General features: G+C 68.9%; 26 protein-coding genes and 2 pseudogenes. 14 read left to right on the top strand and 14 right to left on the bottom strand.

Translation table 11 applies throughout. The features are described from left to right. Positions 1 to 1,038: 1,038 nt before the first annotated feature. From AB0J87_RS60415 to AB0J87_RS60425, 3 genes are read left to right on the top strand one after another with little or no spacing between them, the layout of a single operon-like run. Positions 1,039 to 2,241, top strand: a complete 1,203-nt coding sequence (locus AB0J87_RS60415) for a hypothetical protein (protein ID WP_363984513.1) — start codon at positions 1,039 to 1,041, stop codon at positions 2,239 to 2,241. 29 nt (positions 2,242 to 2,270) lie between these two features. Further along, the gene (locus AB0J87_RS60420; protein WP_363984515.1) at positions 2,271 to 2,600 is read left to right on the top strand and encodes a hypothetical protein; all 330 of its coding nucleotides are present in this window, start codon (positions 2,271 to 2,273) and stop codon (positions 2,598 to 2,600) included. Further along, complete coding sequence (locus AB0J87_RS60425) at positions 2,509 to 2,832, top strand: hypothetical protein (RefSeq protein WP_363984649.1); 324 nt, start codon at positions 2,509 to 2,511, stop codon at positions 2,830 to 2,832. The genes AB0J87_RS60420 and AB0J87_RS60425 overlap by 92 nt, the downstream gene beginning before the upstream one ends. Before the next feature lie 95 nt (positions 2,833 to 2,927). On the opposite strand, the gene AB0J87_RS60430 is transcribed toward AB0J87_RS60425, so the two are convergent. Together AB0J87_RS60430 and AB0J87_RS60435 are read right to left on the bottom strand one after the other, a co-directional pair. Beyond that, entirely contained in the window at positions 2,928 to 3,110 is a 183-nt protein-coding gene (locus AB0J87_RS60430) for a hypothetical protein (protein ID WP_363984517.1), read from the bottom strand. Positions 3,111 to 4,238: 1,128 nt separating this feature from the next. Continuing rightward, positions 4,239 to 5,528 (bottom strand): FUSC family protein, encoded by a 1,290-nt coding sequence (locus tag AB0J87_RS60435; RefSeq protein ID WP_363984519.1) that lies wholly within the window; start codon positions 5,526 to 5,528, stop codon positions 4,239 to 4,241. 127 nt (positions 5,529 to 5,655) lie between these two features. On the opposite strand from AB0J87_RS60435, the gene AB0J87_RS60440 reads away from it, so the two are divergent. After that, on the top strand, positions 5,656 to 6,264 hold the full coding sequence (locus AB0J87_RS60440; RefSeq protein WP_363984651.1) for a transposase: 609 nt from the start codon (positions 5,656 to 5,658) through the stop codon (positions 6,262 to 6,264). On the opposite strand, the gene AB0J87_RS60445 is transcribed toward AB0J87_RS60440, so the two are convergent. The 3 genes from AB0J87_RS60445 to AB0J87_RS60455 form a co-directional block, all read right to left on the bottom strand. Continuing rightward, the gene (locus AB0J87_RS60445) at positions 6,182 to 6,907 is read right to left on the bottom strand and encodes a hypothetical protein (protein WP_363984521.1); all 726 of its coding nucleotides are present in this window, start codon (positions 6,905 to 6,907) and stop codon (positions 6,182 to 6,184) included. The two genes, AB0J87_RS60440 and AB0J87_RS60445, sit on opposite strands and share 83 nt — an antisense overlap. Positions 6,908 to 7,104: 197 nt before the next feature. Then, positions 7,105 to 8,478, bottom strand: coding sequence for an erythromycin esterase family protein (locus tag AB0J87_RS60450; protein ID WP_363984523.1), 1,374 nt, complete (start codon positions 8,476 to 8,478; stop codon positions 7,105 to 7,107). A 172-nt stretch (positions 8,479 to 8,650) separates the two neighbouring features. Further along, entirely contained in the window at positions 8,651 to 9,457 is an 807-nt protein-coding gene (locus AB0J87_RS60455; protein WP_363984525.1) for an SDR family oxidoreductase, read from the bottom strand. Between the two features lie 162 nt (positions 9,458 to 9,619). Between AB0J87_RS60455 and AB0J87_RS60460 the strand changes: the two genes are divergently transcribed. From AB0J87_RS60460 to AB0J87_RS60475, 4 genes are all read left to right on the top strand, one after another. Then, on the top strand, positions 9,620 to 10,171 hold the full coding sequence (locus AB0J87_RS60460) for a substrate-binding domain-containing protein (RefSeq protein ID WP_363984526.1): 552 nt from the start codon (positions 9,620 to 9,622) through the stop codon (positions 10,169 to 10,171). Between the two features lie 118 nt (positions 10,172 to 10,289). Continuing rightward, the gene (locus AB0J87_RS60465; RefSeq protein WP_363984528.1) at positions 10,290 to 10,439 is read left to right on the top strand and encodes a hypothetical protein; all 150 of its coding nucleotides are present in this window, start codon (positions 10,290 to 10,292) and stop codon (positions 10,437 to 10,439) included. Next, on the top strand, positions 10,433 to 10,738 hold the full coding sequence (locus AB0J87_RS60470) for a CBS domain-containing protein (protein ID WP_363984530.1): 306 nt from the start codon (positions 10,433 to 10,435) through the stop codon (positions 10,736 to 10,738). Before AB0J87_RS60465 ends, AB0J87_RS60470 begins: the two co-directional genes overlap by 7 nt. A 1,146-nt stretch (positions 10,739 to 11,884) precedes the next feature. Beyond that, on the top strand, positions 11,885 to 12,364 hold the full coding sequence (locus tag AB0J87_RS60475) for an STAS domain-containing protein (protein WP_363984532.1): 480 nt from the start codon (positions 11,885 to 11,887) through the stop codon (positions 12,362 to 12,364). A 137-nt stretch (positions 12,365 to 12,501) separates the two neighbouring features. Here AB0J87_RS60475 and AB0J87_RS60480 read toward each other — a convergent pair whose 3' ends face one another. Beyond that, positions 12,502 to 13,179, bottom strand: coding sequence for a hypothetical protein (locus tag AB0J87_RS60480; RefSeq protein ID WP_363984534.1), 678 nt, complete (start codon positions 13,177 to 13,179; stop codon positions 12,502 to 12,504). A gap of 280 nt (positions 13,180 to 13,459) precedes the next feature. Between AB0J87_RS60480 and AB0J87_RS60485 the strand changes: the two genes are divergently transcribed. Further along, positions 13,460 to 13,609 (top strand): GPGG-motif small membrane protein, encoded by a 150-nt coding sequence (locus tag AB0J87_RS60485; RefSeq protein ID WP_181307280.1) that lies wholly within the window; start codon positions 13,460 to 13,462, stop codon positions 13,607 to 13,609. Between the two features lie 304 nt (positions 13,610 to 13,913). Further along, positions 13,914 to 14,387: a hemerythrin domain-containing protein gene (locus AB0J87_RS60490; protein WP_363984536.1), complete on the top strand. Its 474-nt coding sequence runs from the start codon at positions 13,914 to 13,916 to the stop codon at positions 14,385 to 14,387. Positions 14,388 to 14,455: 68 nt separating this feature from the next. On the opposite strand, the gene AB0J87_RS60495 is transcribed toward AB0J87_RS60490, so the two are convergent. The 4 genes and pseudogenes from AB0J87_RS60495 to AB0J87_RS60510 all read right to left on the bottom strand — a co-directional run bounded on the left by AB0J87_RS60495 (position 14,456) and on the right by AB0J87_RS60510 (position 16,144). Further along, positions 14,456 to 15,133, bottom strand: a complete 678-nt coding sequence (locus AB0J87_RS60495) for a response regulator transcription factor (RefSeq protein ID WP_363984653.1) — start codon at positions 15,131 to 15,133, stop codon at positions 14,456 to 14,458. Then, the gene (locus AB0J87_RS60500) at positions 15,130 to 15,507 is read right to left on the bottom strand and encodes an ATP-binding protein (protein WP_363984655.1); all 378 of its coding nucleotides are present in this window, start codon (positions 15,505 to 15,507) and stop codon (positions 15,130 to 15,132) included. Before AB0J87_RS60500 ends, AB0J87_RS60495 begins: the two co-directional genes overlap by 4 nt. 19 nt (positions 15,508 to 15,526) lie before the next feature. Then, positions 15,527 to 15,703, bottom strand: a pseudogene (locus AB0J87_RS60505) (histidine kinase dimerization/phosphoacceptor domain-containing protein); the annotation flags it as partial. 3 nt (positions 15,704 to 15,706) lie between these two features. Continuing rightward, entirely contained in the window at positions 15,707 to 16,144 is a 438-nt protein-coding gene (locus AB0J87_RS60510; protein ID WP_363984538.1) for a hypothetical protein, read from the bottom strand. A gap of 150 nt (positions 16,145 to 16,294) precedes the next feature. Between AB0J87_RS60510 and AB0J87_RS60515 the strand changes: the two genes are divergently transcribed. Beyond that, on the top strand, positions 16,295 to 17,413 hold the full coding sequence (locus AB0J87_RS60515) for a serine hydrolase domain-containing protein (protein ID WP_363984540.1): 1,119 nt from the start codon (positions 16,295 to 16,297) through the stop codon (positions 17,411 to 17,413). Between the two features lie 233 nt (positions 17,414 to 17,646). Here the strand turns inward: AB0J87_RS60515 and AB0J87_RS60520 are convergent, their stop codons facing one another. The 4 genes from AB0J87_RS60520 to AB0J87_RS60535 all read right to left on the bottom strand — a co-directional run bounded on the left by AB0J87_RS60520 (position 17,647) and on the right by AB0J87_RS60535 (position 23,651). Then, positions 17,647 to 20,457 carry an AAA family ATPase gene (locus AB0J87_RS60520; protein WP_363984542.1) on the bottom strand — a complete coding sequence of 937 codons (2,811 nt, stop codon included), beginning with the start codon at positions 20,455 to 20,457 and terminating at the stop codon, positions 17,647 to 17,649. 405 nt (positions 20,458 to 20,862) lie between these two features. After that, a complete protein-coding gene (locus tag AB0J87_RS60525) occupies positions 20,863 to 22,317 on the bottom strand; it encodes an FAD-dependent monooxygenase (protein WP_363984544.1) in 1,455 nt (484 codons plus the stop codon). 4 nt (positions 22,318 to 22,321) lie between these two features. Beyond that, on the bottom strand, positions 22,322 to 22,687 hold the full coding sequence (locus AB0J87_RS60530) for a hypothetical protein (protein WP_363984546.1): 366 nt from the start codon (positions 22,685 to 22,687) through the stop codon (positions 22,322 to 22,324). 88 nt (positions 22,688 to 22,775) lie between these two features. Continuing rightward, a complete protein-coding gene (locus AB0J87_RS60535) occupies positions 22,776 to 23,651 on the bottom strand; it encodes a TIGR03621 family F420-dependent LLM class oxidoreductase (protein WP_363984548.1) in 876 nt (291 codons plus the stop codon). Between the two features lie 268 nt (positions 23,652 to 23,919). Between AB0J87_RS60535 and AB0J87_RS60540 the strand changes: the two are divergent. From AB0J87_RS60540 to AB0J87_RS60550, 3 genes and pseudogenes are all read left to right on the top strand, one after another. After that, positions 23,920 to 24,186, top strand: a pseudogene (locus AB0J87_RS60540) (hypothetical protein); the annotation flags it as partial. A gap of 160 nt (positions 24,187 to 24,346) precedes the next feature. Then, complete coding sequence (locus tag AB0J87_RS60545; RefSeq protein ID WP_363984661.1) at positions 24,347 to 24,994, top strand: hypothetical protein; 648 nt, start codon at positions 24,347 to 24,349, stop codon at positions 24,992 to 24,994. 180 nt (positions 24,995 to 25,174) lie between these two features. Next, complete coding sequence (locus tag AB0J87_RS60550) at positions 25,175 to 26,143, top strand: endonuclease/exonuclease/phosphatase family protein (RefSeq protein ID WP_363984550.1); 969 nt, start codon at positions 25,175 to 25,177, stop codon at positions 26,141 to 26,143. Positions 26,144 to 26,245: the final 102 nt, after the last annotated feature.

Consider the following 26,245-nt stretch of genomic DNA (forward strand, 5'->3'; position numbering starts at 1 on the left):
CAGCCCCAGCGCAATCGGCGACATCGCCCGCGCCGCCCTTGTCCTCACCCACTTCGAGCACAACTACCTACCAGCAATTCGCTGAGATCACTTCAGTGTCGCAGTGGAAGAAGTCACATGCCAAGATCCCCTCGGCCTGAGCACGCAGGAACTCACTCCAGGTTGGTCCCGCGCGCCGCGGCGCCGGGTCGATGCCTGCCTTCTTCAAGATCAGCCACCCCGTGGAGGCCCCCACCCGGCAGCCCAGAGAGGCGAGCCCCCCAGCGATCCGCCGGTAACCCCACCGCGGATTCTCCCGAGCCAAACGAAGTACCAAGGCCCGGACGGAGGCGCGGATGGGAGATCGACCCTGCCTACCGCGCTTGAAGGTCCAGCGCCGCCGCACCAGATCCGCATGCCGGCGCAACAGCGTGCCCGGCGTCACGAACAACCGCCGACGACCCGCTGAAGATAGCAGACGCGCCAGCGCACTGATCACCGCCCGATCGGCCCACGACGGCCGAGGTCTTGCCACCTGCCGACGCAACACCGCGAGCTGATGACGAAGGACCAGAATCTCCGCATCCTTCGACCTCTGCGAGCGACCCAGCAGCACCACCTACCCCGCGAGCCGAACCAACCAGCTGCAACGCCATGAACAGCGATCATGCCCGCCAGCGCGGAAACGCCAAACCCCAGATCAGCCCGCTGGCTGAGTTTCGGGCACCCACAGGTCCACGCCGCGCTCGTTCTCGTCCATTTCGAACACCGGCAGTTCAGCTGAAACTCAGCGATAAGACGTCATCGGCCAAGGCGCTGGTACACCGCGCCCCACGGGTCAGAATGAATGATCGTCTGGCCAATCTCGGGACGCTGGCGCTCGATGGGCGTCTTCCGTGACGAATTCTCCACGCATATGGTGACGGCCAGCCTACGCGTATACCTATCGTAATGGACGTGCCAGTGGGGCCCCCTAGGGCCCCCTATGATTCGTCCAGGGGCCCCTATGCATTCCCTAGGCCATGTGCGCGGCTGACCGGCGATGGTACGAAAGCGTTCGTGACCAAGCGAAAAATATTATCCCTGACATCCAGCGGAATTCTCGGCGCGGTCGCGCTCACCGCGGGCCTGGCGACCGCGGCCCCGGCGGGCGCGACACTTGCGCCGGTCTGGGACCACCTGTCCTTTCCCTACGGATACACCGAATCCGAGAAGCAACTCAAGGAACTCAACGATGTCGCCGCGCTGAGCGGCACCCAAGCTTGGGCTGTGGGGCAGGTGCGGATGGAGGGCCGGCCGTACCCGCCGCCGGGTGTGGTCTGCCCCGATCTGTTTCGCTGGAACGGTCAGAAATGGGTGAACGACCGGCCGGATATCACCTGCCGGGGCGCGCTGACCTCGGTGTCGGCCGCCGCGGAGAACGACGTGTGGGCCACCGGTTCGACCATTGCCTACCACTGGGACGGTACGGCCTGGACGCTCATTCCGTACCCGACCGAACAGAACAACCCTTTCTACCTTGATGATGTCGCCGCGGTGGGCGGCACTGCCTTCGCGGTCGGCAGGTCCGACCAGTCGAGCGGTGAGGTTTCCACGGCGGGCGTGATCCGCTGGGACGGCACCGCCTGGCAGAAGATGAGCCTCCCGCCGCTCGCGGGCAACACCGACCTGAGCGCGGTGCATGCTCTGGCGCCGGACGACGTCTGGGCGGTCGGCACCACCAACCGCTACGGACCGAGCGCCGATGCGCACACCCTGGTGCTGCACTGGGACGGCCACACCTGGTCCCGGCTGCCGGATCCGCCGAAGGAAGCGCTGGTCGAGACCACCCTGGACGCGGTGGCCGCGCGGCCCGGCGAGGTGTGGGCGGCCGGTCAGCGGACCACCTACGAGGCCAACGGCTTTTCGGTCAAGAAGCGCGAGGCGTTCGCCATGCGCTGGAACGGTAGCGAGTGGACGGTGACGCCGACCCCGGCGACCACCGGCTGGTACGGATCCTCCATCACCTCGCTGGCCTGGAACGGCACCGAGGTGTGGGCCGGAGGCAGCGGGCAGGACGACGCCACCGCGCGCAGCGTCGGTGTGCTGCTGCGCTGGAACGGCACTGCCTGGCAGCAGGCGCCGAAACCGCCCCTCCTTGACGACTACCGGATCAAGCAACTCGGAGCTGTGCCGGGCGGCGGCCTGTGGGCCACCGGCTACGGCACCAGGGAGACCGACGAGCACGCCAAGGGCCAGTTCCTGGCCCGGATCACCGGCTGAACCTTCCTCCCTGCGATGGCGTGGGTGATGTGCGCGAGCTGACCGCTGCTCGCACCGCCGCCGCGCTCGGGGCGCAGGTCGTTGTGCTGGCCAAATGCGAAGCCTCACGCGCCGACTACGAGCGGAGGGCCCCGGCCGGGGTTCGGGTGCTGGTCAACTGCCGTGACGTGCTGCTGGAGCAGTTGAAGGACGCCGACCTGCTGGTGGGCGCGGTCCTGGTCTCCATCTACGACACCTCGCCCATGATCACTGACGCGGATTGGGGTGATGCGGCCCGGCGCGGTCATCGTCGACGCCACCTGCGGCTACGGGCCCGGCTATCTGCCGGCTGCGGGGCCGGTCCAGCAGCCTGGCGATGAGCCCCGCTTGGTGGGAGGCATCCTCCACATCAAGGTCGACACGTGGCCGGCGCTGGTGCCGGCGACGGCCGCCTACACCAGCAACGCCGCCACATACCTGGTGAGGCTCGCCCGCGTTGTGCTCCTGGGAGAAGAGGACCCGGTCGTCCAGGCCGCGCAGATCTCCCGAGCCGGCCAGCTGACGCACCCGGTGCCCCTCCAGCACGCCCGCTTCTATATAGCGCAGCCATGACCGCCAGCACCGCCCCCGCCGTTACGGCCGGTCAGGCGCTGACCGAGAGGGGTTACGAGGAACGGGCCGCCACCTACGCAGCGGAGATTGCATCACTAGCGCCGCCGCCGGAAGGCCGGCGCCGCGCCGGACAGCGACTCCTCGGCCGACATTCCCCACGACGTGCCCGCCGCGTTCACCGCCGGAGCGCTCCTCGGCGTGGCCACCGACTGGCTCGAGCGCGGCTGCCCGCGCATCCCGGCCGAGATGGCCGCCCTGACCTGGCCCCTCCTTGTCACCGGCCCGTCCTTCTGAACGCATGCCCGGGAGGAGGGTGAGCAGGTACGCGGAGTGGACCCTGGCAGGAGCGGCGCAGGTGGCGAGGTCGACGACGGCCAGGCCCAGGCGGGTGCGGAAGATGGCGTGTCCAGGCTCTGTCTTACCGACGAGGTACCGTTCGATCATCAGGGCGGTCTCCCGGTCGGCGTGCGGGTTGTCCACGAGGTGGCGCAGCACCTCCAGGCACGCGGAAACTTGGGCTTCCCACGACTACGTGATCATGCTGCCGTCCAGCACGGTCTGGGCGGCGTCCGCGTCCCTGTCGAGGTAGGGGTTCACGATCTTTACCTGGCGGCCGTCCAGCAGGTGCGGGCCGATCCCCTTGTCCTGTTCGACGTGGGCGGAGCGCTTCCTGCCACCGGCCGAGGCGCACGAGGGCGCGGGTGCCTTCGGACAGGTAGACGCGATACGCCCAGATGCGCAGCTCCTGCTGCTCCTGCGGGCTGTCGATCAGGTCCTGGGTCGGCAGCGACCGGCCCTCGATGATGGCAAGAGTGTTGGTCTGCAGGGCGTGGTAGAGGGTGCTGAGTGAGGCCCACGCCGTCTCGGCGTCGCCTCCCCGGATGCGCAGCCGTGCCAGGTTCACGACGGGTTCGAGCATGCGCGTGGCTTGCCGGACGGTGAGCTGGCCAGCGTTGCGGTAGGGGGCGATCTGCCGCCGGCACAGTTCCCGCGCCAGTTCGGGCAGGCCGCAGTCGCTGGCAATCAGGGCGGCCCGATTGAGCGCTCGGGCAGCGCCGAGAAGCGGGTCGGCGGCGTCCTCGATGTCGCGAGCGAGAGTACGGACCTCGGCCACCCGCTCGGCGAGGGGCGGGTACGTGGGGCGCGGCCGGTCAACCAGCGGGCGAGCTGGGCCATATCGGCCGCCGTCATGGCCTCCCGGCGAAGAAGAGCGCTTCGGGATGATGCGCTCTCTGCGGGCCGGGACACCGAGTGGGCTGGCTGATCTGCGTGGTGAGCCACTCGGGCCATAACGGCTGTCTGGCGCGCCGGCCGGGATGAGCCGCGTTGCCGTCCGCCTGATGATCGACATATTCGTCGAGCGCGACCTGCCCCGCCGTGAACGGCGCAGCGCCCGCCGCGCAGTATCAGGTGCGTTCTGGAGGCCGCTGCGCGGGGGAGGTGGTTGACCTGTCGCCGTCTGAGCTGTCGTGGCACCGGTCTTGGTGAGATTCGCGGGGGGAGGGGGTGTGGCCGTCAGCGAGGATGGCCAGGATGCGGTCGGCGTCGGTGAGCAGGCTGCCGCTGAGGGCCCAGCCAGTGGGGTGGTTCACGTGGCCGTGCCGGATCTGGCTGGTCATCTGCTCGTGGATGCGGGCGGCCTGGGCGCGGGCGCGGCCCAGCAGAATGCGCGTGCGGACCGGGTCGCCGCCGCGTGCGCTCGTGCTGGTCAAGGTGTCGGCCAGCAGGTCGAGCAGGTCGGCGTAGTCGCGGGCGTAGTCGTGACTGACGTCCTGGATCGTGGTGACCGGCGCACGAGAGGTGCTGTGGTGGTCGAGGGGGAACAGGGCGTGCACGATGGCGCGGACATGCGTGGCGAGCCTGGCCAGCATTTGCAGGGTCTGCTGTGCAGTCTGGTCGTGGCCGGTATCCGGTCGGTCGGCGCGCGGTCGGCGACGCAGGCGGTGGCGCAGGTTGTAGCGGTGGCTTTCTGCGCTGTCGGCCACGGCGGAGGTGGCGGTGGCCAGGTACTCATCCAGCCGGTGGGCCTGGCGCTTCCAGTCTGGCAGCGCCGAGAGGTCCCAGCCGTCGCGCAGCCCGTTGGCTATCGCGGTGAGCAGACCGGACACCTCGCGGGCCAGGCGCCGCACGGCGACGTTGGGGCGGTCGCGATACAGCGGCGGCCACAGCACCGTGTTGACGATCGCCCCGCACAGCGCCCCGGCGGCGGTGGCCACCACGTAGGCGGCCAGGTAGCGGTCTTGGGAGGCGGCGCCGAAGGAAAGCATGAGCACCGCGGTGGTGGCCACATCGCTGCCGTAGCGGCCCATCCGGTGCCAGCGCGCGGCCACCAGCGCCGGCGGCACGACCAGAATCAGGCTGAGCACGCCCAGGCCGAGCAGGTGCCCGATGCTGCCGGCCAGGATCACCCCCGCGGCGACCGCAGCGACCCGGCGCAGCCCGTTGGTCAATGTCTGGTACACGGTGGCATGCACCATGATCACCGCGGTGGCCGGGGCGATCCAGGTAGCCTCGGTCGGCAGCAACCGGCTGGCCAGCAGCCAGGCCAACACCGCCGCCAAGGTCGCCTTGGCGATCTGCCGCACGTGCAGCCGCTGATGCGATCCTGGCCTGGCCAGCCCTTGAGCCTGAGCGCGGACATAGGACGTCTCCCGCCTGGCCGCGGCGGACAGACGGTGCACCCAGGCGCGGTTCATCGAATCTCCTTGATCCTGGAGACCCTGTCCTTCAGGGTGGGGAAGCGTGGTACCCCTGTGACAGGACCGAACACACGAACGATACCTAACCGACCTTCCCAGCAACTGGTGGGACGTGGCGCAGCTGATGAAGCGGGCCCACAAGTACCGCTTCAACCCGACCCCTGATCAGGACGAACAGCTCGTTCGGACATTTGGGTGCGCAGGTCTGGTCTACAGCAAGGCGTTGGAAGAGCGCACCCGCGCCTACGCCCTGGAGGGTCGCCGGGTCTTCTATGCGGAGTCGTCGGCGGCGCTGACGGCGTGGAAGCGCAGCGGCGCCTACGACTCCCTGCCGGAGGTGTCGTCCGTGCCGCGGCTGCAGGTGCTGCAGCACCTGCGGGCGGCGTTCGCCAGCTTCTTCGCCAAGCGGGCCGGATATCCGGCGTTCAGGAGCAGGAAAGAAAGCGCAGGCGTCGGCGGAGTACACCCGCCAGGTCACCCAGCCGCCCGCCCACCTGACGACGGCCGAGGCGGACCTGCGGCACAAGCTGCCACCTCCGCAGTGACGACCACGAGAGCCGCATCCGCCGCCGGGAGGCGCATCCTCTGGCTCGCCGCAGGCGCGGCCGCCGGCCTAGGATCGCTCGACACGGTTGCGATCGCAAGGGCGTCTACCCGTGGTGCGGCGGGTATGGCGGCTGCACGTAATGCACCTGCTGCACCGGCAGGTGCCGCGTCACCCGCCACCCGATGAATGTCACCGGAATCGCGACGAACAGCCACATCCCGAACGTGATCAATACAAGCCACCAGTGGATGAACACCCACAGGAGGATGTGGATGACCGCCGCAATCGGGTTGAACTCTTTCACCGTCGTGTACTGCATCGGCCCGTACTGAGGGCCCGGCATCGGCGCCGGCATGTACGGCTGTGGCTGGTAGGGCTGCTGATACTGCGGCCCAGACTGGCCGTACTGCCGTCCGTACGGGTCCTGCGGCTGCTGGGGGAAGCCCATGATGCTCCTGATCGTGGACGGCTCGTTTGGGACGTTCCAAGCATCTCGCTGGTGGATGTGGATCACGTGTCCACATCCGAACATCTCCTCGGCGGCGGTGACCGTTACGAGCAAAGGGAGCGTTGTTGACGACGATGGCCGCCTGTCCAAGATCGACGCCAAGGGGCGGTCGTCGACGAAAGTGTCCAGCCGGGCGGCGTGGTCGGGGATGAAGTCGCCGAGCCGGGCAGAGTCGCCGTCATCGGAGACGGACGGCGCGTCCAGGGACAGAGTGCTGTAGGCACTGGAGGCGTGCTCGCTCCCCTCGTCGATGGTGCTGCCGACCGATTGGCGAGCCCGTCGGTATGGAGCAGCAACATAGTGCCGAGCGCTGAGGCCCACGACGTCGCCAGCGGGTGGTAGGGCCGACCCTGGCGGGCAGGAGAGGGTCCTCCTGGAGGAGCAGCCATGGCGCATGACGACCGAGATCCTTCCACCCCGCCCGTCCCCGAGCCTGGCGCGGGCGTGGCCGGACGTGGAAACGGCAGGCGGAGTGTTTCCGCCTGCCGGATCTCAATGCCCCGTCAGAGGCGCCGATGTCAGGGCAGCAGCGCGGCGGCCTTGACCGTGTGCAGGTGGATCACGATGTCGAAGGACTCGCCGAGAGCGACCTTGGTGGCCTGTTCGGGTGACCAGAAGCCGCCGCCGATGAGACGGGTGGGGCGGCTTTCGGCCAGCCAGGTCCGTGCGAGCTGGGGCGCGGTGCGGGTGTCGAGGATGAAGTCGCGGTAGCGGACCTGGTCCAAGACGTACTCGTTGTAGTCGCTGCCGGCGGCGTCCACCGAGCCCTTGCACGTGAGGGGCCGCTCAGCCGGGCGTGAACCGGCCGGGCACTCGCCCTTGTCGATCAGGAAGTTGTAGCCGCCCTGGTCGAAGGAGGTGCCGGCGGTGACGAAGCGGCGGCCCAGACGCTCGCGCAGGACGCCGCCCATCGGGGCGGGGACGAACATCGTGTCGATCGGGGTGTAGCTGATGTGCGCGTTCAGCCCCGACATCTGGATCTTGTGGCCGGTCGTCTTGTTCCACCAGATGACGTTGTCGGCCATGGCCTTGTCCCGGTAGACCTGCGCCTGGCGGCGGCCCTCGGCGGTGGCCTGGTCGAAGGCGAAGTCGGTGAAGGTCTGCGACAGAGCCCGGGCGTGCTGCAGCGCCCACCGGTAGTCTTCGGCGCCCGCTCCGGGCGCCTGCTTGGCAAGCAGTTGCAGGGCCTTGGTGGCGCGCTGGGCGTGGTCCTGGCGGGTGGCCAGCGGCTGGGACAGGGCCAGGCCCATGTACTCACCGGCGTTGGGGGTGGTGGGCCGCAGTCCGTCGTACAGCTGGGTGAACTGCTCCAGCAGGTCGGGGTGGTGCTGCTTGACGTAGGCGAGGACCTTGTCGAACAGCACGTCGCCGGGGTAGAGCAGGTCGGCGCCCATGAACTGGACCTTCGCCTTGTGGGTGGCGTTGTAGGAGCGCATCCAGGTGATCAGGCCGAGGAACTCGCGGTTGTCGAACAGGTCGTAGGGGCCCTTGACCTCGTCGTGCATGATCGTGCGCGGGTCGCCCTTGCCGTACAGGACGAAGTCGTTCAGCCGCACGCCGGTGCTCCAGCTCAGCTCCCGGGCGAAGGTCGTGAAGCCCTTCTCGGTCACCAGGTAACGCAGCAGCCGCTGGTTGAGGGTGTAGAACTCGGCGGTGCTGTGGGTGGCCTCGCCCACGCCGACCACCTGCGCGCCCGCCACCATCGCGCCGAACGCCTTCAGGTCACGCTGGTCTGCCTGGGAGGTGGCGGAAGCCAGCGGCTTGGCCACCTCGTCGAGCGCGGCGACGACCTTCGCCTCACCGGTGTCGGCGGCGGCGGAGGTGGAGGTGGTGGCCACGGTGGCGGCGGCCAGGCCGACGGTCAGGGCCGTGGCCCAGGTCCTGCTGTTCATGATGGTATTTCCATTGTCTGAGAGGTTGTTGACGGATGTAACCCTCGGGGCGGGCGCCGACAGCCGCCTGACAGGACGCTGACGGTGCTCGGCGAGCCTGTCAGCGCAAGCCGGTCACGGCCGGACCCACGGGGCCTGGACGGCGGAGGTCGTCGCCGCCGTACGGCCGTGGTCAGACGCGCGGACCGAGGAAGCAGCCGCCTGAGGCGTCGATGACCTGTCCGGTCACCCAACCGCCCGCCTCGGAGGCCAGGAAGGCGACCACCTCGGCGATGTCGGCGGGCTGACCCACCGGGGGGATCGCGTTGCCGCTGCCCACCATCTGCTGGACCTGCGGGTTGTCGATCATCCACGGGTTCATGTCGGTCACGGTCGGGCCGGGCGCGACGGCGTTCACGGTGATGCCTCGCGCGCCGAGGGTCTGCGCGAGAGAACGGCTCAGCACCTCGACGGCGGCCTTGCTCATCGCGTACGGCTGCTCGGGCATCGCGATCCTGGTCGCGGCGGTGGTCAGGTTGATGATCCGCCCGCCGTCGTTCAGCAGGGGCAGGGTCCGCTGGATGATGAACAGCGGGGCTTTGGTGTTGATCGCGATCAGCCGGTCGAACGCCTCCGGGGTGATCGTCTCGATCGTCTCGGCGGTGATGGCGGCGTTGTTGACCAGGATGTCCAGCCGCACCTGACCGGTCCCGTCGCCAAGACCGGCCTCCAGGGCGGCGAACAGGGTGTCGACGTCGCCGGGCACCCCCAGCTCAGCCCGGACAACGAAGGCCTGGCCGCCGTCCTTCTCGATCAGCTGCGCGGTCTCGCGGGCGGCCGTCTCGTTGTTGCCGTAGTGCACGGCCACCAGCGCCCCATCGGCCGCCAGCCGCCGCGCGATGGCCCGTCCGATGCACGCGAGGCACCGGTGACCAGGGCTGTCCTGCCCATCAGGCTCGTCATTGTGTTGCTCCAGGAAGGTCTGGTTCTGACGGCTCAAGGATGGAGGCGGGTGATCAGCCGCATCAATGACGCAGAACGCGGTGCAGCGTCAACATGACGCTAAAGGTAAGGAGATCATGGAGCTTCGGGACATCGAGATCTTCCTGGTGCTGGCCGCAGAGCTGCACTTCGGACGTACGGCGGATCGGCCCTGCACCCGATGTACGACGGCATGCGTGACGGCCTCGAACGCGCCATGCGCGCCGCACAAGGAAAGACGCACGTCCTGCGGGTGGGCATGGTCAACGCCAACCACGAAGATCTGCGTCCGCTGTTCGACGCTTTCGAGGCCCGCCACCCGACGAGCGACGTGAAATTTCGTTACGTCAACTTCGGTGACCCCTTCGGCCCGCTGCGGGCGGGAGCGGTCGATGTGCAGATCGTCTGGCTCCCCGTCCGGGAGACGGACCTCACCGTGGGCCCGGTCGTCTACATCGAACCCGTCGTCCTCGCGATGGGGACCGGCCACCGGCTCGCGGGGCGGCGGTCGGTCTGTTACGAAGATCTGGCAGACGAGGTCGTCATGGGCGGCGCCAAGCCGGACTACTGGCGCGACGTGCTCGTTCCCCGGCACACCCCGAGTGGCCGGTCGATCCCGATCGGACCCACCGCCACGAGCTCAGCGGAGATGATCTCTCTGCTGAACAACGGTGAGGCGGTCTCTCCCGTACACGCGCACGCGGTGGGCGCTGATCTGGCGCACGGCCACTGAGACCGACGCCATCCGGTCCTTGGCGCGGGCCGCCTAGGAACTCGGCGCGCTCGATGCACCTCAACCCTCGATCCTGCCGCCGTAGGGGCGTTCCAGGCGGCGGGGCAGCGAAATCTGGATGAGCGAACTGGCAGAGCGCAGCCTGCCCTTGAGCGGGTACCGCTCGAATATTGAGTTGCGCGCACTGAAATCCTCGATCACCGTTTACGGTTCGGACGGCCCGACTTTGCAACACATCATGTCCGTGCTGACCGCGACATCGTGGTGAAGGTGCTCGCCGCCGGAAAGGACCCCAAGACCTGCCGAGCTGGCGAACTCGCCCAAGGCGAAGCGGTCACCGTCGGCGCCGACCACGGCGCCCGCGAGATCCTCCGCACCATGGCCAGCCACAAGGTACGCCGCCTGCCCGTCATCGACGGACACAAGCTCGTCGGCATCGTCGCCCTCGCCGAGGTGGCCAAAACCGTCCCGGACGCCACCGCAGGCGACCTGCTCGAATCCCTCACCTCCGACTGGCGGCGGTGTCGGCGCTACCCTTGCAGACCGTCCTGCGAGGGTATGAGCTGATCCTGCGGATCTCCCAGCCCGGCGCCGCTCACCTGGTCAGGCGGCTTGCGGAACAGTGCTGGATCACGAATGATCGAACGACTCTCCAAGGAGCAGCGTGAACACCTGGTGACGATCGCGGTAGCGCTGTTCGGCACCGAGGCGCGCCAGTTCCCGGCGACTCGCCGACACGCAGCCGCTCTGAGCGACTTGCGTACCGGTTCTCAATCCGTCGGGTCCTCTTGATCAACATCCGGTCCTGTTCAGAACCTACAAGCCGCAGGGTATCGTGCCTGTCCCCGCACAGGACCGTGCTCGGGGTGGTACATCATCGTCTTCCTGCGGAAACCCATGGGACGACTCGTTCGGCGGCGGCCTTCATGCCGTTTACTTCTCCGACCAGGGGTATGGGCCGTGAGCCGGACCGAGTGGATCAACGCCTGGAGGCCTTCAACATGCGAGCCGTTGTCGTCAACTGCATCTTGGAACCGGCTCCGGCGCCGACGAACACCGGCGCGCCGGCCGACCTGGTCGCTGACGAACTGCACGGCCGGGGAGTCACGGTCGAGACGTACCGAGCGGTCGACCAGAACATCCCGCCGGGAGTGCAAACCGATATGGGGGGAAGGTGACGGATGGCCGCGGATTCACCGGAGCCTGCCTCCGTGCCCAAATCCTCATCGTCGTTCCCCACCTGGGTGGGCACCCGTCTTCGCTGACCCAGCGGGTGATCGAGCGGATGGAGGCGATGTTGTCGGAAACAGGCGACGGCGGGCTTCCAGTCGCCCTACAACCGCGTGGCCGGAGTGGTGGTCACCGGCAATGAGGACGGCGCCCATCATGTGATCAGCGAGATCGCCGTGCGCTGCGGGACATCGGCTACACGGTGCCCGGCCAGGCGTGGACCTGCTGGCACCTCGGACCCGGGGCGGGACCTGACTATCCGGAGTGCGAGCAGGGGCGCGATTGGTCGCACAAGACCGGCCGCGCAATGCCCTCGAACCTGTACGCCGTCGCGCAGGCCCTTGCCGCCAAGCCCATACCGACCTCGCCGGAGTAGCGCACATGTACCGTAACGCTTCGCGGCACCGAGACCTCACAGGTGAGCTCGGGCTGAACCGGCCCGGTTACCTGAAAACTCAAATCCCCCTATGCATATTCGGCCAGATGGTGGCTGACCACCAGGCCTTGGCCTATCGGCGGGGCGCCATCGTCCGTATTTTCCGCGCTGAAAGGTCCAAACCATTGTTACGCATGCATCACCAGCACCACGCCGGTGTGACTGTGATCGTGCTGGCCGGAGAGATCGACCTGGCCACCGCTCCTCAATTGCACGACTTCATCAATGAAGTCCGTCAGACGCCTGCCGACCATCTGGTCTTCGATATGGCTGAGGTCACTTTCGTGGACAGCAGCGCCCTGCGTGTGTTGCTGGACGCCTTCTCCTTGGCTCAGCAGCACGGCGGTTCCGTCCACCTGACTGCACTGCGTGGCTCGCCCGCCCGGCTCATAGAGATCACCAAGGTCGGGGAACACTTGCGACTGCATACCAGTACCGAAATCGCTCTGGCGGCCATTTGTATTATGCCGGACCTGCCCGCGCCTACTCGCGACGCCTCCGGTGTCCCGGGACCTTGCTCTTCATGACGCGAGGCGGGTTCTATAGGAGACCGCAGCGCTCAGAATTCCGGCATTCAGGTTCGCTTTCACGTGCCTGGCCGCCATCGCCAGTGGCGGTGCCGTACAGGGGCGGCGTACGTGGCCGGGGTTATGCGCGGAAGGCATCACCCGGTATGCGAACAGATGATGTCCTCGCGGAGGTGCAGCCGGCCCAGTAGAACGCCCTCGCGCAATGCCCACGGGCAGATCCGTAGGTACGTCGGGCCAGGGCGGCAATTGTGGCGTCGGCGACGATCGCGCCGGCCATGATCTGGCTGGCGCGGGGCGCCGATCAGAAAGCCGGGCACGTTGCGCAGGTGTCTTGCCGGCCAGGAGTGTGATGACTGTGCGAAGGTCGTCCCGGCGCAGCGTACGCGAGGTGTGAGGTCCGCTCTTGCCCTTCGGCGCGCCGCACAGCCGGGCGAGTTGGTAGAAGGTCCCGGACGTGGCCACAACGGCACCCGGGTGGGCGCGGTGGCGAGAGAGACCTCGGTCCGGCCAGCGCTGACTCGACATGCTCGCGCAGCCGCTGGAAATGCTTCCTCTTGACGTGACAGGCATTGGCGCCTCAGGCGTCCGGCTCCGAGAGGCAGGGACAGTGCCACGTCGGGATCCTCACGAGTCCCGTACGCGATCTCCATGGATCCGCCACCGATGTCAGCCAGCGACCACGCCGGGAAACACCTGCCCCTCGGCCTCCACCAGCGCCACCGGCACGCCCATGATGCCGGCCGCCGGCCGGCCGACCACGGGGCGCCGACGACAACCCGCCCCGGCGCCCCGTGGTCGGCCGGCCTGACCACGGCGGAGTCTCGATCGGCTCGCTCACCGGCCGCGCCTGCCCGGCCTCAGACCGCCGTAGCTGTGCGGGAGTTCGTGGTGGCCACGTCCTTCCATGTCGTGGCGGTGGCGAAGTCGACCATCGTGAGCATGCGAAGAGGCCGAACGACCCGGAGAGAGCCAGGTCCGTGACGCTCACCCGGCCACCCGGACCGCGCCGCCCGACGCAGCACGCCCAGAGTGTCATGGACGTGGCGGATGTCTGCTCGTTTCCGGCCCGAGGCTCAGGGCAGGGGCCCCGTCATGGCTACCCTCCTGTGGATCATCGCCGTCATCCTCGTCATCGCCGGCATCTACGTGCTCCTGGCCCGCCGCGACATCCTGTGGGGCATCGTCCTGATCGTCGTCGGGCTACTGGTCGGCCCCGGCGGTGTGAGCATCTTCAACGTCTGACCTTCGGCCACAGGTCCTGGCCGCCACCGGCTCCGGGTGTGCTCGAGGAATCGGTGCCGGCTGCTCGAGAAGGCTCCTGCAGGCCCTGAGCCTTCCGGGAGCCGTGCTGTGCCGAGTGCCGACCCGGGGCTCTAGTCCTCTCCCGCGGCCCCATCACACGTTGTGAGGGCCGCCGGGGTGGGGGGTGACCAGCGTGCAGGTGCTGTTCGCTGATGGGCCTGCGCCACGGGAGGGTACCGGCGCCCCGCCGACGCTCACCCCGCCCGAACCATCCCGTCTGAACCATTCCCCAAGGAGGCCGTCCATGGACGCCATCGTGATGCTCAAAGACGACCACAAAACCGTGGAGAAGCTGTTCAAGCAGTTCGAGAAGACCGACTCTGAGGCCCATCAGGACAAGCAGCGAATCGTGGCCGAGGTCATCGAGGAACTGACCGTCCACACCTACATCGAGGAGACGATCTTCTACCCGGCCGCCCGCTCAGGCGCCCCCGACACCACCGATCACGTCCTGGAGAGCGTCGAGGAGCACCACGTCGTCGTCTGGATGCTGTCAGAGCTCAAGGACCTCGACCCCGCCGACGAGCGCTACGACGCCAAGATGACCGTCTTGATGGAGAACGTCCGCCACCACATCAAGGAAGAAGAGCAGGACTGGTTCCCCGAGGTCCGCCAGGCCATGGGCCGCACCCGGCTGCGGGAGTTGGGCGAGCAGATGGCCAAGGCCAAGAGCGACGCTCCCCGTGATCCCCTCGCCATCCCCAGCGCCTCGCAGTAACGACGCGTTCGATCATCGCCCAGGCCGGCTCCGGTTCGCCTCGACCAGGTCCACGTCATCCGCCTGGCCTAGGGATCGGCCGGGTTCTGGCCTGTAGGCCGTACCAGGCAGGTCTCGTACGCCAGGATCACGAGCTGGGTGCGGTTCCGCAGCCCGAGCTTGTTGATCATGTGGGTGATATGGGTCTTGACGGTGTGCGGGCTGATGAAGAGCCGCCGCGCGATCTGGCTGTTGGACTGCCCTGCGGCGACCAGCCTGATGACTTCGTGCTCGCGTGGGGTCAGCGACGCCAGCCGGGTGCGGAGGTCTTGACCGGGCCGTGGCCGGTGGGCGAACTGCTCGATCACCCGGCGGGTGACGCCCGGAGAGAGCAACGCCCCGCCGGCCGCGACCGACCGGACGGCGCTGCGCAGCTCATCGCCGCCGATCTCTTTGGTGAGGAAACCACTGGCGCCGAGGCGTAGTGCCTCGAAGACGTGTCCGTCGGTGTCGAACGTGGTCACGACGATCACGCGGCAGTTCGGTACGTGTGCCAGGAGGCGTTCGGTGGCGGCCAGGCCGTCGAGGCCGGGCATACGGATGTCCATCAGCGCCACGTCGGGCCGATGCGTACGAGCTTGGTGTACGGCTTCGTCGCCGGTGGCGGCCTCCGCGGTCACCGTGATGTCGCGTGCTCGGCCGAGCAGGGTGCGGAACCCGGCCCGTACGAGGGCCTGGTCGTCGGCGATCAGGCCGGTGATGGTCATGCGGCCGGTCCAGGAGGTGTGGGGATGACGGCCCGCACGGCGAATCCGCGCTCGGCGGGACCGGCGGTCAGAGCTCCGCCCAGGGTCGCGACGCGTTCCCGCATGCCGTCGATGCCGTGTCCGGTGTCCGTCGCGCCCTCGCGTGTGACGGTACGGCCGTCGTCGGAGACGATGACCTGGACCTCGCCCGGCGTGTGCCGGATGACGACCTCGGCGTGGCGGGCGTCCGCGTGCTTTACGGTATTCGTCAGCGCTTCCTGGACCACGCCATCCAGGCGAGCGGCGCCGGCACAGGCGCGCCCTCCTGCCGGACGGCCACCTCCAGCCCGCAGGGCGTAGCCGTTCCACCAGGGCGGACAACTCGCCGCCTGCACCCTCGCCGTCGTCGCGAAGCGCGCCGATCAGCGCGCGCAACTTCGTCATGGCCTGCCCGCGCACCCGCTGCGCGGTCAGTACCGCCTCCCTGACCATGTCCGGGTCGTCGAAGGCGTCCTCGGCCACCGTGAACTGCACCCCGAGTACGGCCAGCGTGTGCGCGACGACATCGTGCACATCACGCGCCAGCGCCATCCGCTAGGCGGCCCGCAGCCGGGCTTGCGTCTCCTCCTTCAACCGCCGCTCGGACCGGTAGGCGGCGGACGCGGCCAGGACCAGGCCCAGCCAAAGGGCCTCGCCGCCGAGCGCCCGACCTGCCACGGCCGACCCCGCCACCAGATACAGCGTCCCGAGACCGACGGCCCACGCGAGGTGCCCGCGCTGCGCCGCGCGTCCGTACGCCAGGCTGGCGGGCCATACCCACGCACCGGCGGTCAGGCCCGCCGCGGCCAGCCCGAACATCAGGGTCGCGGAGGCGGCCAGCGCGCCCACCGGCCACCGTTGCCCGGCCGCCGGCAAGAGGGGCAGGCACACCGCCAGGCAGATGATCCCCGCGCTCGATGCCCGGTCCCCGAGCAACAGGCTGCCCGCGACGACGCCGAGCCCGGTCGCCACGGCCGACTTGTCGACGTTCACGCGCATGACGGTAGCCATCGCCGGGTACGCCGGCCCAGCCGCGGGGGCGGAAATACGCGAAAGGATGACACCGTACGCCGGAGGACCACGAACGCATCACGACTGTGCTCCGATGCGAACCCCGCCGCGGGCCACCTGGTTTCGACGGCCATGAGAAGCATCATCGCACTGGTCCTGGCGGCGACGCTCAACGCCGCTCCCGCCCAGGAGATCCGCGACGCCGTACAAGCCGTGGTGGACGCCGGCGCGCCCGCCGCCGTACTGGCGATCCGTACGGAAAAGGGGGTTGAGGACGTCGCCGCCGGGGTCGCCGACACGCGCACCGGCCGGCCCGCGAAGGCGGGCGACCGCTACCGCATCGCCAGCATCACCAAGACCTTCACCGCCCGGCCTGTGGTCGTGCTCCAGCTCGTCGCCGAACACAAGATCGGCCTCGACGAGCCCATCGGCCGCTATCTGGAGGGCGTCCCCAGCGGCTCCCGCGTCACTGTCAGGGACCTGCTCCGCCACACCAGCGGCCTGCCCGACTTCTACGACGCGCTCGGCCTGAAGACGTCCGCCGACTGGCAGCGGCGCCGCCTCGAACGCCTCACCGACGACCGCAGGCTGTCCCTCGCTTTCCGTCTCCCGGCCACCGAGCCCGGCAGCCGGGAGGCGACATACTCGAACATCAACTACGTCCTGCTGGGCAAGCTCGTCGAGCGCGTCACCGGCGACACCTACGCCGGGCAGGTCGCCCGCCGCGTCGTCAGGCCGCTCCGACTGCGTGACACGTACTACGCCGACGGCCAGGCCGCCATCCGGGACCGTCACCTGCACGGGTACCTGCCCGCCGACCTGCCGGGCAAGCCGGACGCCGACTTCGCCCACCTGGTGGACTTCACCACCCAGACCATCAACCAGAGCGGCCCGGCCGGATCGATGATCTCCACGGTGGACGAGCTGACCCAGGTCTACCGCGCGCTGTTCAACGGGAAGCTGCTGCCGCCCGCGCTCATGAAAGAGATGACCGCCACGGTGCCCGTCCGTGACAACCCCATGCCGTGGGTGCAGGGCTTCGGGCTCGGTGTGCACCGGTACGACCTCGGCTGCGGCCCGGTCTACGGCCACATCGGCGGCGTGCGCGGCTACACCGGCATCGTCGTCAGCACTCTCGACGGCCGCCGCCAGGCCGCCGCCAGGCCGCCGTCGCCGTCACCCTCAACCCGAATCCGGCCGCGGTGCTCTCTGCTGCCATGGGGGGGCTATGCCTGGCCCACTTGCAGGTGAGCTTCCACACGTAGTCGGGCAGGTCCACGACGAACCCGTCACATCGCCGTCGTCCGACTCCCCCGCCCCACCAAGCGCAACATCGGCACAGCCTGTACCTGACTTTCGTCCACAACGCGGCCAGCCACACCAGAAGCCCCATCCCGAAGACGACGCCAGCTGACCTCGCCTTCACCATCGAGACGGAGAGCAGACCGAACGACACCCTCCAACTTGGCGTACGACAGGCGCGCTCAATCGAGAAGCCGTCCGTTCTCTCCGAGATCGAGCGTGGCCAGCTCGGCCCGGGACGCCACCCCGAGCTTCGGATACGCCTTGTACAGGTGATAGCCGATGGTCCGCGGGCTGAGGAAGAGTTGTGCGGCGATGTCCCTGTTGCTCATGCCCCTGGCCGCCATCCGGATGATCTGCAGTTCCTGGGGCGTGAGCCGATCCAGCGCTCCGGCGGGAACATGTCCCTCCATGATCTGGCGTTCCCCCGCGGCGCGCAGCTCCGCACGAGCGCGGTCGGCCCACGGACGCGAGCCGAGCCGTTCGAAGATCTCCATGGCGGACCGCAACTGACGGCAGGCGTCCGCGCGCCGGCGCAGCCGTCGTAGCCACTCGCCGTACAGCAGTTCCGTACGGGCCCGCTCGAACAACCGGCCGCCCCGCAGGTGCAGCCGAAGCGCCTGTTCGAAATACCGCTCGGCCTCCTCGTCCGGGGCCAGCAGCGCCCGGCAGCGCAGTGCCACCGCGCCGGCCCAGGGCATGGGGGTCTGGGCGGCCCATATCTGCACCCGTTCGGAGGCCGCCGCCGCGAAGTCGTTCCGGCCGGCCCGCACCGCCGCCTCGACCAGGTCCGGCATACGGTGCATGACCATCACGGTACGGGCTGCGGGCCCGAAGGCGCCGAACTCCTCGGCCCGGTGCAGAGCCGCCTCCGGCCGTCCCAAGGCGAGGTCAAGCAGGTTGAGCGAGACGCATCGCATGCCTCCCGTGGCGGCGTCGCGAACGCCGGCGATCTCCTCCGCCAGCGCCTGGCAGCGCTCTTCGTCGCCTTCGATCGCGGCCAGGTAGGTCATGACTCCGATCAGCAGAGCCGCGTAGTGCCCCTGGTCGGTGTCACGCGCGATGCGCAGTCCTTCCTTGGCGCTGGCCAGGGCGTCACGGTGCAGCCCGAGGAACATCTGGGAGCGGGCCACGAGGACGAGCGCCAGCGGCAGGAGCCCGATCGCGCCCTGGGCGCGACATTCGCGCTCGATGGCCGCGGCCCTTTCGTAGGCGACCATGTCGTCGCCGATCACCAGGTCCCAGATGGCGAGCCGGGCGCGTTCCTGGAGCTCCATGGGCTCGGAGCGGTCGCGCAAGCCTTCGATCAGGTCGCGTAGCCACGCCAGGCCCGTCGGTGGCTCCTCGGCGGCCAGGCCACCCATTCCTGCGAGCGCTCGCGTCAACGGCCACAGCCGGCCCGCGGTGGGGACGCGCAATTGGGATACGCGTGCCGCCGTCTGAGTGAGAGCGGTGTAGTCGCTGCCGATCCAGGCCGGGGTGAGTGCTTCGAAGTACAGCATGATGGCCACGTCCTCGGCCTGCTCGATGACGGTCTCAGCCGCCTGGGCGAGGAGCGTGTGGGCGATCTGCGCGTGACCGTGCGCCATCGCGACCATCGCGCGAGTCCGGGCGAGGAACGCCAGCGCCATCGGGTCGGTCACCTCTGATGCCGCCCTGTCGGCGAGGTCCGCCGCACGTGCGTACAGCCCGGCCTCCGCGGCCGCCGCCGCGGCGGCGGTGAGACGACGGCCTCGGTCGCGCGGGTCGGGGCTGAGCTGGGCCGCGCGCTCGCAGGCCGCCGCCACCGCCGCGTGCCCTCCTCTGGTACGGGCGTGCTCCGCGCTGCGTTCCAGGGCCGCGGCGGTCTCCTCGTCGGGCCCGGTCGCCGCGGTGGACAGGTGCCAGGCCCAGCGGTCCACGTCGCCAGGACGTCCGGCCAAGGTCTGCGCCAGGGCACGGTGGACCGCCAGCCGCCGCATCAGGGAAGCGACGTGGTAGGCGGCGGCACGTACGAGCGGATGCCGGAAGCGGATGCGGCCGTCGCCGAGGTGGATCAGGCCCGCGGCCTCGGCGGCGTCGATGTCCGCCAGGTCGGCGCCGAGTTTGCGTGCCGCTCCCAGTACGACGTCGAGGTCACCGGTGTCGTCCGCGGCGGCCACCAGCAGCACGGTCTGAACTCCTTTCGGCAGCCGCGTGATGTGGTCACGGAAGGCCCGATGAACGCGGCCGGGCGCGGGACCGGATCCGATGCCGATGGCCCGGATGGGTGACTCGCCGGCGCATTGCGCCCGGGTGAGGAGCGTCGGCAGCTCCAGCAGGGCCAGCGGGTTGCCCTGCGCCTCTTCGAGCAAACGCGCACATGCCTGCGGGGCCAGGTCGCCGGCGTGCTTGGTCAGCAGTTCGGCGGCGCACTCGGTGTCGAGTCCCGACAGGTGCAAGTCCGGCACGCCGACTGCGGGAAAGGCGTGCTCGTCCTCGCGGGCGGCGAAGATGATCACGACGCCTTCCGCCTCCAGGCGACGGGCGGCGAACAGCAACGCCTCCGCCGACGCGTGATCGAGCCACTGCGCGTCATCCACCAGGCACAGCAGCGGACGCTGCTCCGCGAGATCGGCCAGCAGGGTGAGCACCGCCAGCCCGGCCAGGAACCGATCCCCGCCCGACGCGCGCCCCATGCCGAGCGCGCCCCGCAGCGCTCCCGCCTGCCCGTCGGGCAGCCGGCCGATGCCGTCGAGCGCGCCATGCAGGAGGAGGTGCAAGCCGGCGAAGGGCAGCTCCATCTCCGGCTCGAAACCCGCTCCGCGCAGCACGCGGATCTCGTCATCGGCCGCCTCGGCGGCGTAGTCGAGCAGCGCCGACTTGCCGATCCCGGCCTCGCCGCGCACCACCAGCGCCCCGCTCCTGCCGGAGCGGGCGTCCATGAGCAGCCGATCGATGGCCGCCTGCTCCTCGACCCGCCCTATGAGCATGACCGATCCCATCCGCTCGACGCTGCCCTGGAGAGTTCTCACGCTATAGATCCAAGTCTGGTCGCGAATCTGTCAAACGACCGGCCGGAAGCGAGACGGGTCGGCCGACGGATTCGCCGCGGCGTCCCCTGGAGAGGCTGGGCTCTCACCGATGCGACGGCGACCGACGGCACCGGCGCATGGGCTGCGGCACACCGTGGGCACGATCGAGGCAGGCAAGGCCGCCGACCTCGTGGTTTCGGGACCGCCGGGCCACAGCTCGACCAGGTCGGCGGAGATCGCGGCCCTCACCGCCCGCAGTGCGGGGTTGGCCGGGGCGTGGTCGAAGGCCACGTGTCCCGGCGACGCCCCGACGCGGGTGCTGACCTGCCACCTGCGCGACAAGCAGGCCCTGCCAGGCCGGCCGGCTCCGCCGGTACGCGCGAGCGTCCGCCCCACCGGCGCCTTCTATGTGCCGACACCGGCCGGACCGCACCACTCGGTCAGGGTACGGGCCAGGTCGCCGGTGCTGGGCTTGTCACTCGCCCAGGCGAGGTAGCCGTCGGGCCGGACGAGCATGCTCCTCGCGCCGGCCCCGCCTGGGACGACGTGATCGGCTCGGTCGCTCCAGCCGACCGGCGGGTTGAGCGGGGTGCTGAGCACGAACCTGCCGCCGCGCAGGGCCTCGTACAGCCTGCCGGGTGTTTCGCCCTCGATCGCGAAGTCGGGGACGCGCTTACCCGCTCCTGCGAAGGCGGCGCCCGGCGCCGGGTAGCCGATGGCGATGCCGGACAGCATGTTGCGGGCCACGGACCGGCGGATCGGCCCGACCCGCATGAGCGCCCCGCTGACCTGGTTGCGCACCGCGCGCAGGACCAGCGAGCGCAGGAGCGCCAGCCGGGTCAGCAGTCCACTGGTACGCAGCACGGTCCTGCCCACTGGATGCCGCTCACGCTCGTAGCTGTCCAGCAGGCCCGGCCGCGCCCAGCCGCGTACCGCCGCCACCAGCTTCCAGCTCAGGTTGGCGGCGTCCTGCAGGCCGGTGTTCATGCCCTGGCCGCCGGCGGGCGCGTGCACGTGCGCGGCGTCGCCGACGAGGAACACCCGGCCGGCCCGGTAGTGGACGGCCTGCCGCTCCTCGCTGTGGAAACGCGACATCCAGCGCGGGTCGTGCATGCCGAAGTCGGTGCCGTACGCCTTGCGGGTCAGCCACTTCAACTCCTCGAAGTCCACCGGCACCTCGTCGGACAGGTCGCCGTTCGTGTGGTTTCGGCCGATGACGCGATACCAGCCGTCCCCGAACGGGGCGATGAACACGAACCCCTGCCGCACGCCGTTGACCGACAGCAACTCGGTGGGCCTCTCGGCCAGCTTGACATCGGCGAGCATCATCGACTGCGCGACGGCGTGGCCGGGAAAGGAAATCCCGGCGGCCTCGCGCACGACGCTGTACCTGCCGTCGGCTCCCACCACATAGGAGGCTCGCAAGATCCGCGCGTCCCCGTCCAGGGTCCGCACCCGCACGTCCACCCCGCCGCCGTCCTGCTCCAGGCCCGCGACCTCATGCCCGGACAGCAGTTCGGCGCCGTTGTCCAGGGCTCGCTTCGCCAGGAGCCGCTCGATCTCGTACTGCGGCGTGATGAGCATGTATGGGTGGCGGCCCGGCAGTTCGGTCATCCCGATCTTGACGTGGTCCCAGATCAGCAGGCCCGGGACCGTGGTGCCGGTGGCCAGAGCCTGGTCGGCCAGACCGCGCATGTCGAGCATCTCCAGGGTTCGCGCGTGCACGGCGAAGGCCCGCGACAACGGCGACTGCTCCGTACGCCGCTCGACCAGCATCACGCGGATCCCGGCACCGGCCAGGTCGCCGGCGAGCAACAACCCAGTCGGCCCGGCACCAGCGACGATCACGTCCGCGTTCATGGTGTCAGCACTCCGAAGGGGATGTTATCGACCGGAGCACCGCTCCAGTGGTGTAGACCTTCTTCTTTCCCTTGGTCTTCGGATTGACGGTGAAGCACACGTCGGTGGCCTGCTTGAAGTCGAGCTTGATATGGCGTTTCTGCTTGCAGTGATTGTTGAAGTAGACGGTGACGGAGACGATTCCCGGATCCCAGGAGAGGTTGAGCTTCTTGCCCTTGGGCGAGGCGCATTTGAACGACTTACGTTTCACGGCCTCGCCGCCGGCGGCCGCCGTGACGCCGGACGGTTGAGCGGTGGCCGTCGTCACATCGGCTGCCATGATGACGAGGGCGGCCGCCGCCGGAACCAGAATGAACTTTGCCACAGACACGTTCTCTCCTCACTTTTCTGGTCGCGAATTACGCTAATGGGGCAGCCGTGCAGCTATATCAGTAATTTGACCGGTCGGCTTACACCGGTTATCGGAGCAGTTCCATGACCTGCCCCATCGCGTCCATGCCGCCCTCCAGGACGGTGATGTAGCCGAACCCGAGCCGCTCGCGGTTCTTGCGCAGCTTGTCGGCGATCTGCTGGGTCGTGCCGACCAGCAGGCTCGGCGCTTCGGCCCGTTCCTCGATGCTGAGGTGGGGCGCGAAGGGGGCCGCCTTCTCCAGCGCCGGCCTGCTGTCGTTCGTGATGACGACGGTGGGAACGGTGCTGTTGAACTCCACCTCTCCGGCCCGGTCGCCCAGCGCGGCCCGGACGAAGTCCACCCGTTCGGCCATGGAATCGGCGGAGGCGAACGCCGGCAGGCCGCCGTCCTCGTGCCTGGAGGTGTCGGCCCCGCTGAAGCCGATGATGTCGGCTTCGCGCGCCGCGTACCGCAGCAGCCGGTCTCCTCGCCCGGCGATCATGAGGGGCGGTCCCGGTCGTTGGGCCGGGCGCGGCAGCACCTCGGGGTCGGCGAACAGTCTGCGTAGCTCTGACACCATGCGCCGGAGGCCGTCCACGCGCTCGCCGCCGCTTCCGTACGGGAGCCCGGCCGCCTCGAATTCGTGCCTGGCGTGGCCGGCGCCCAGCCCCAACTCCAATCGCCCATCGATGAACAGGTCGGTGCTGGCGATATCGCGGGCAGCCAGGGCGGGCCGGTAGAAGTTGGCGTTGAGCATGTGCGTGCCGAGGCGTACCCGCTCGGTGGCCTCGGCGGCCAGCACGATGGCGGGGAACGGGGCGGGCATCCCCAGATGGTCGGCGACCGCGATGGTGTCGTAGCCCAGCGATTCGGCCTTCCTGCACTTTTCCGCCCATTCGCGGCGGGTCGAGGGGACGTGCAGGGCGACTCCGAAACGGAACATCACCGCACCTCCTTGGAGATCGTCGCCGGGCCGGTGGGCGGCCGCCCGGCCCGGCTCATCAGGGCTGCGTACATGGGTATGCCTTTCGCTAAAAGTCCCCACTTGCCGACTTACATATCCTCGGGTGAGGATATATCTTGTGCGGCGAGGAGGAAAGACGCAACGGACAGGTCGCCGGCCGGGGGCCACGACCACCAGGGACGACATCGTGGCGCCCGCGACCGTGCCCTTCAGCGGTGTCGGTTACGACGGGACGAGCGTGCGCCAGGTGGCCACGCCGAGGGAGCGACTGGTCCGCTTCGTACTCGACCTGCTCGGCGACCTGGAGCAGCCGGGTCCGCTGCTGGGACTGATCCGTTCCGCCGCGACCGACGAGCACGCCGCCAGGCGGATCCGGGAGTTCCTGGCCCGCGACATGCTCGGCAGGCTCACGCGGGAGCTCGGCGTGGATCATCCCGAGCTGCGGGCGGCGCTCACGGCCGGCCAGTTGGTCGGGCTGGCGATCGCCCGCCACGCCGTCCAGGGGGACGCGCTGGCCTCCGCCACGCCGGACGAACTGGCCCGGTGGGTCGCGCCGGTGCTGCAGCGCTGTCTCACCGGCCGGGCTCCTCAACCTTTGAGGGGGGTCACATGTACGCGATCCACACCACGGCGGCGCCGGAATCGTTCGATTCGCAAACTAGGAGGGAAATTCCATGGTCGATCTTCCGAGTGGTCCGCTGGCCGAGGTGGACCTCGAATTCCAGAAGATGGCGCTGGAGACGGGCGGGCTCACGTTCGGCCTGCCGGGGACCACTGTGCGGGAGAAACTGCTGCAGGTCACCGCACACGACGTCTGCCGCGGCCATCTCGGGCTGGGCTTCACGATGCACATCACGGCCCTGAACATGCACGGCGTCCCCTACGCCGACATGCTCGCCCTGGTCAGGTTCGTCGCCCCCTACGCCGGGTATCCGGCGGCGGCCGACGCTCTGGGCCGGGTCGCGCAGGTCGCCGCCGAACTGGGCCTGGACACCACCCCCGAGCCGAGCCGGGTGGCCGAAGGTTCACCCGGCGTCGCCTGGCCGGTGAGTGATCCGTGGATGGCCGAGTTCCTGGCCTCGCGTACCGGGCGGGCCTGGTCGGAGGAGCGGCTGAGCGCGCGCGAGCGCGCGTTCGTCGCGCTCACCGCACACATCGCCAGGAGTTCCTTCGGTGAGTCGTTCCACCGGCACGTCGCGCTGGCGCGGCGGGTCGCCGGCCCCGCCGACGTTCGCGACGCCGTACGGTTCACCGCCGAAATGAGCGTCACCGACGCGGCCGCCGCGCTGGAGGCGCTGGAGCAGGTACCGGCGGCGGCGTGACAGCCGATCAAATCAGCATTTCCAGCTTCAGACATGGCTGGTCACTTGACTGATTCGGCGAGAAGACATGTGCCTGTACGTTGATTTCACGTGGCGGCGGCAATTGTCGCCCGCACCGGTGCGCTTTGCGAAAGGCGCCCTTTTCAATGGCAGATACCAGCCAGATCGGAGTAACGTCATATGCGAATGCTCGCCCGGTTATTCGTTGCCGTGGTGGCCTTCAGTGCGATGCTGCTGCCTGGAGGTGCGGCACGCGCCGCTGATCCGGTGGTCGAGACCTTCAACGTATGGCAGTGGAATGTCGCCGGCTGGACGATGAATCAGGGGTCCGCGACCAACGGCATGGTGGCGGCCGCGGCCGCGTCCATCGTGAACCAGAACGCGGATTTCGCGGCCCTCAACGAAATCTGTTGGGATCAATACAAAGCGCTACAGGCAAGGCTGGACCAGGCCGGTTGGCCCGAAGGCACCAGCTACTCCCGTTTCGCAACCATCCGGAACGCGGAACCCGACACGAGTGCGGCCTGCGATGGCGAGCGGTTCGGCATCGCTCTCTTCAGCCGGCGACAGCTGGGCATCGCCAGCCAGTACGCCCTGCCGGTCGATGACGAAGGCGGGGTTCACAAGCTCCTCTGTGCGCCGTTGGCCGCCCGGCCGCATCTGCGGTTCTGCAGCACGCACATCACCAGTTCCAACAAGGAGATCGGCGGGAGCAGGATAAATGTGCAGCAGTTGGCGGCGGTGCTGGGTCATCTCCAGGACTTTTACGCCGATGGGGACACCGTCCTCATCGGCGGCGACTTCAATGCCCGGCCGCATTACGGCCGGCTCGACAACTGGTACTCCCCCAGCCTCGACGTGCCGAACAACAGCGGCAACACCGGCGAGCACAGGGAGCTTGACGACATGGAACCGAGCTGCCCGGGCGTTGGCGAGACCACCGTCGGTGTGATCAACGCCAAGGGCGAGGCGATCGATCCCGAACCTCCATGCGGCCAGCGCCCCAAGATAGATCTGCTCTTCGTCCGGGAGAGCGCGATCGTCGGCCCGTACACCGGTGATTCGCTGGAGATCAGCACCGCTTGTGGCGGACCGTGCTCCGACCATCGCATAACAACCGGCACGGTCTCGGTCCGGATCCAGGTCTGACCGCGACGCTGAACATTGTCGCAAAGCAGTAAGTCAATGTCCGGTGCCAGGTGCACCGGTAGGCGTTGAGGAGGGGCAGCACCTGAGATGCGCGAGCTGGCA

Source organism: Nonomuraea sp. NPDC049625 (assembly GCF_040675285.1).
GTDB classification, from domain to species: domain Bacteria; phylum Actinomycetota; class Actinomycetes; order Streptosporangiales; family Streptosporangiaceae; genus Nonomuraea; species Nonomuraea angiospora_A.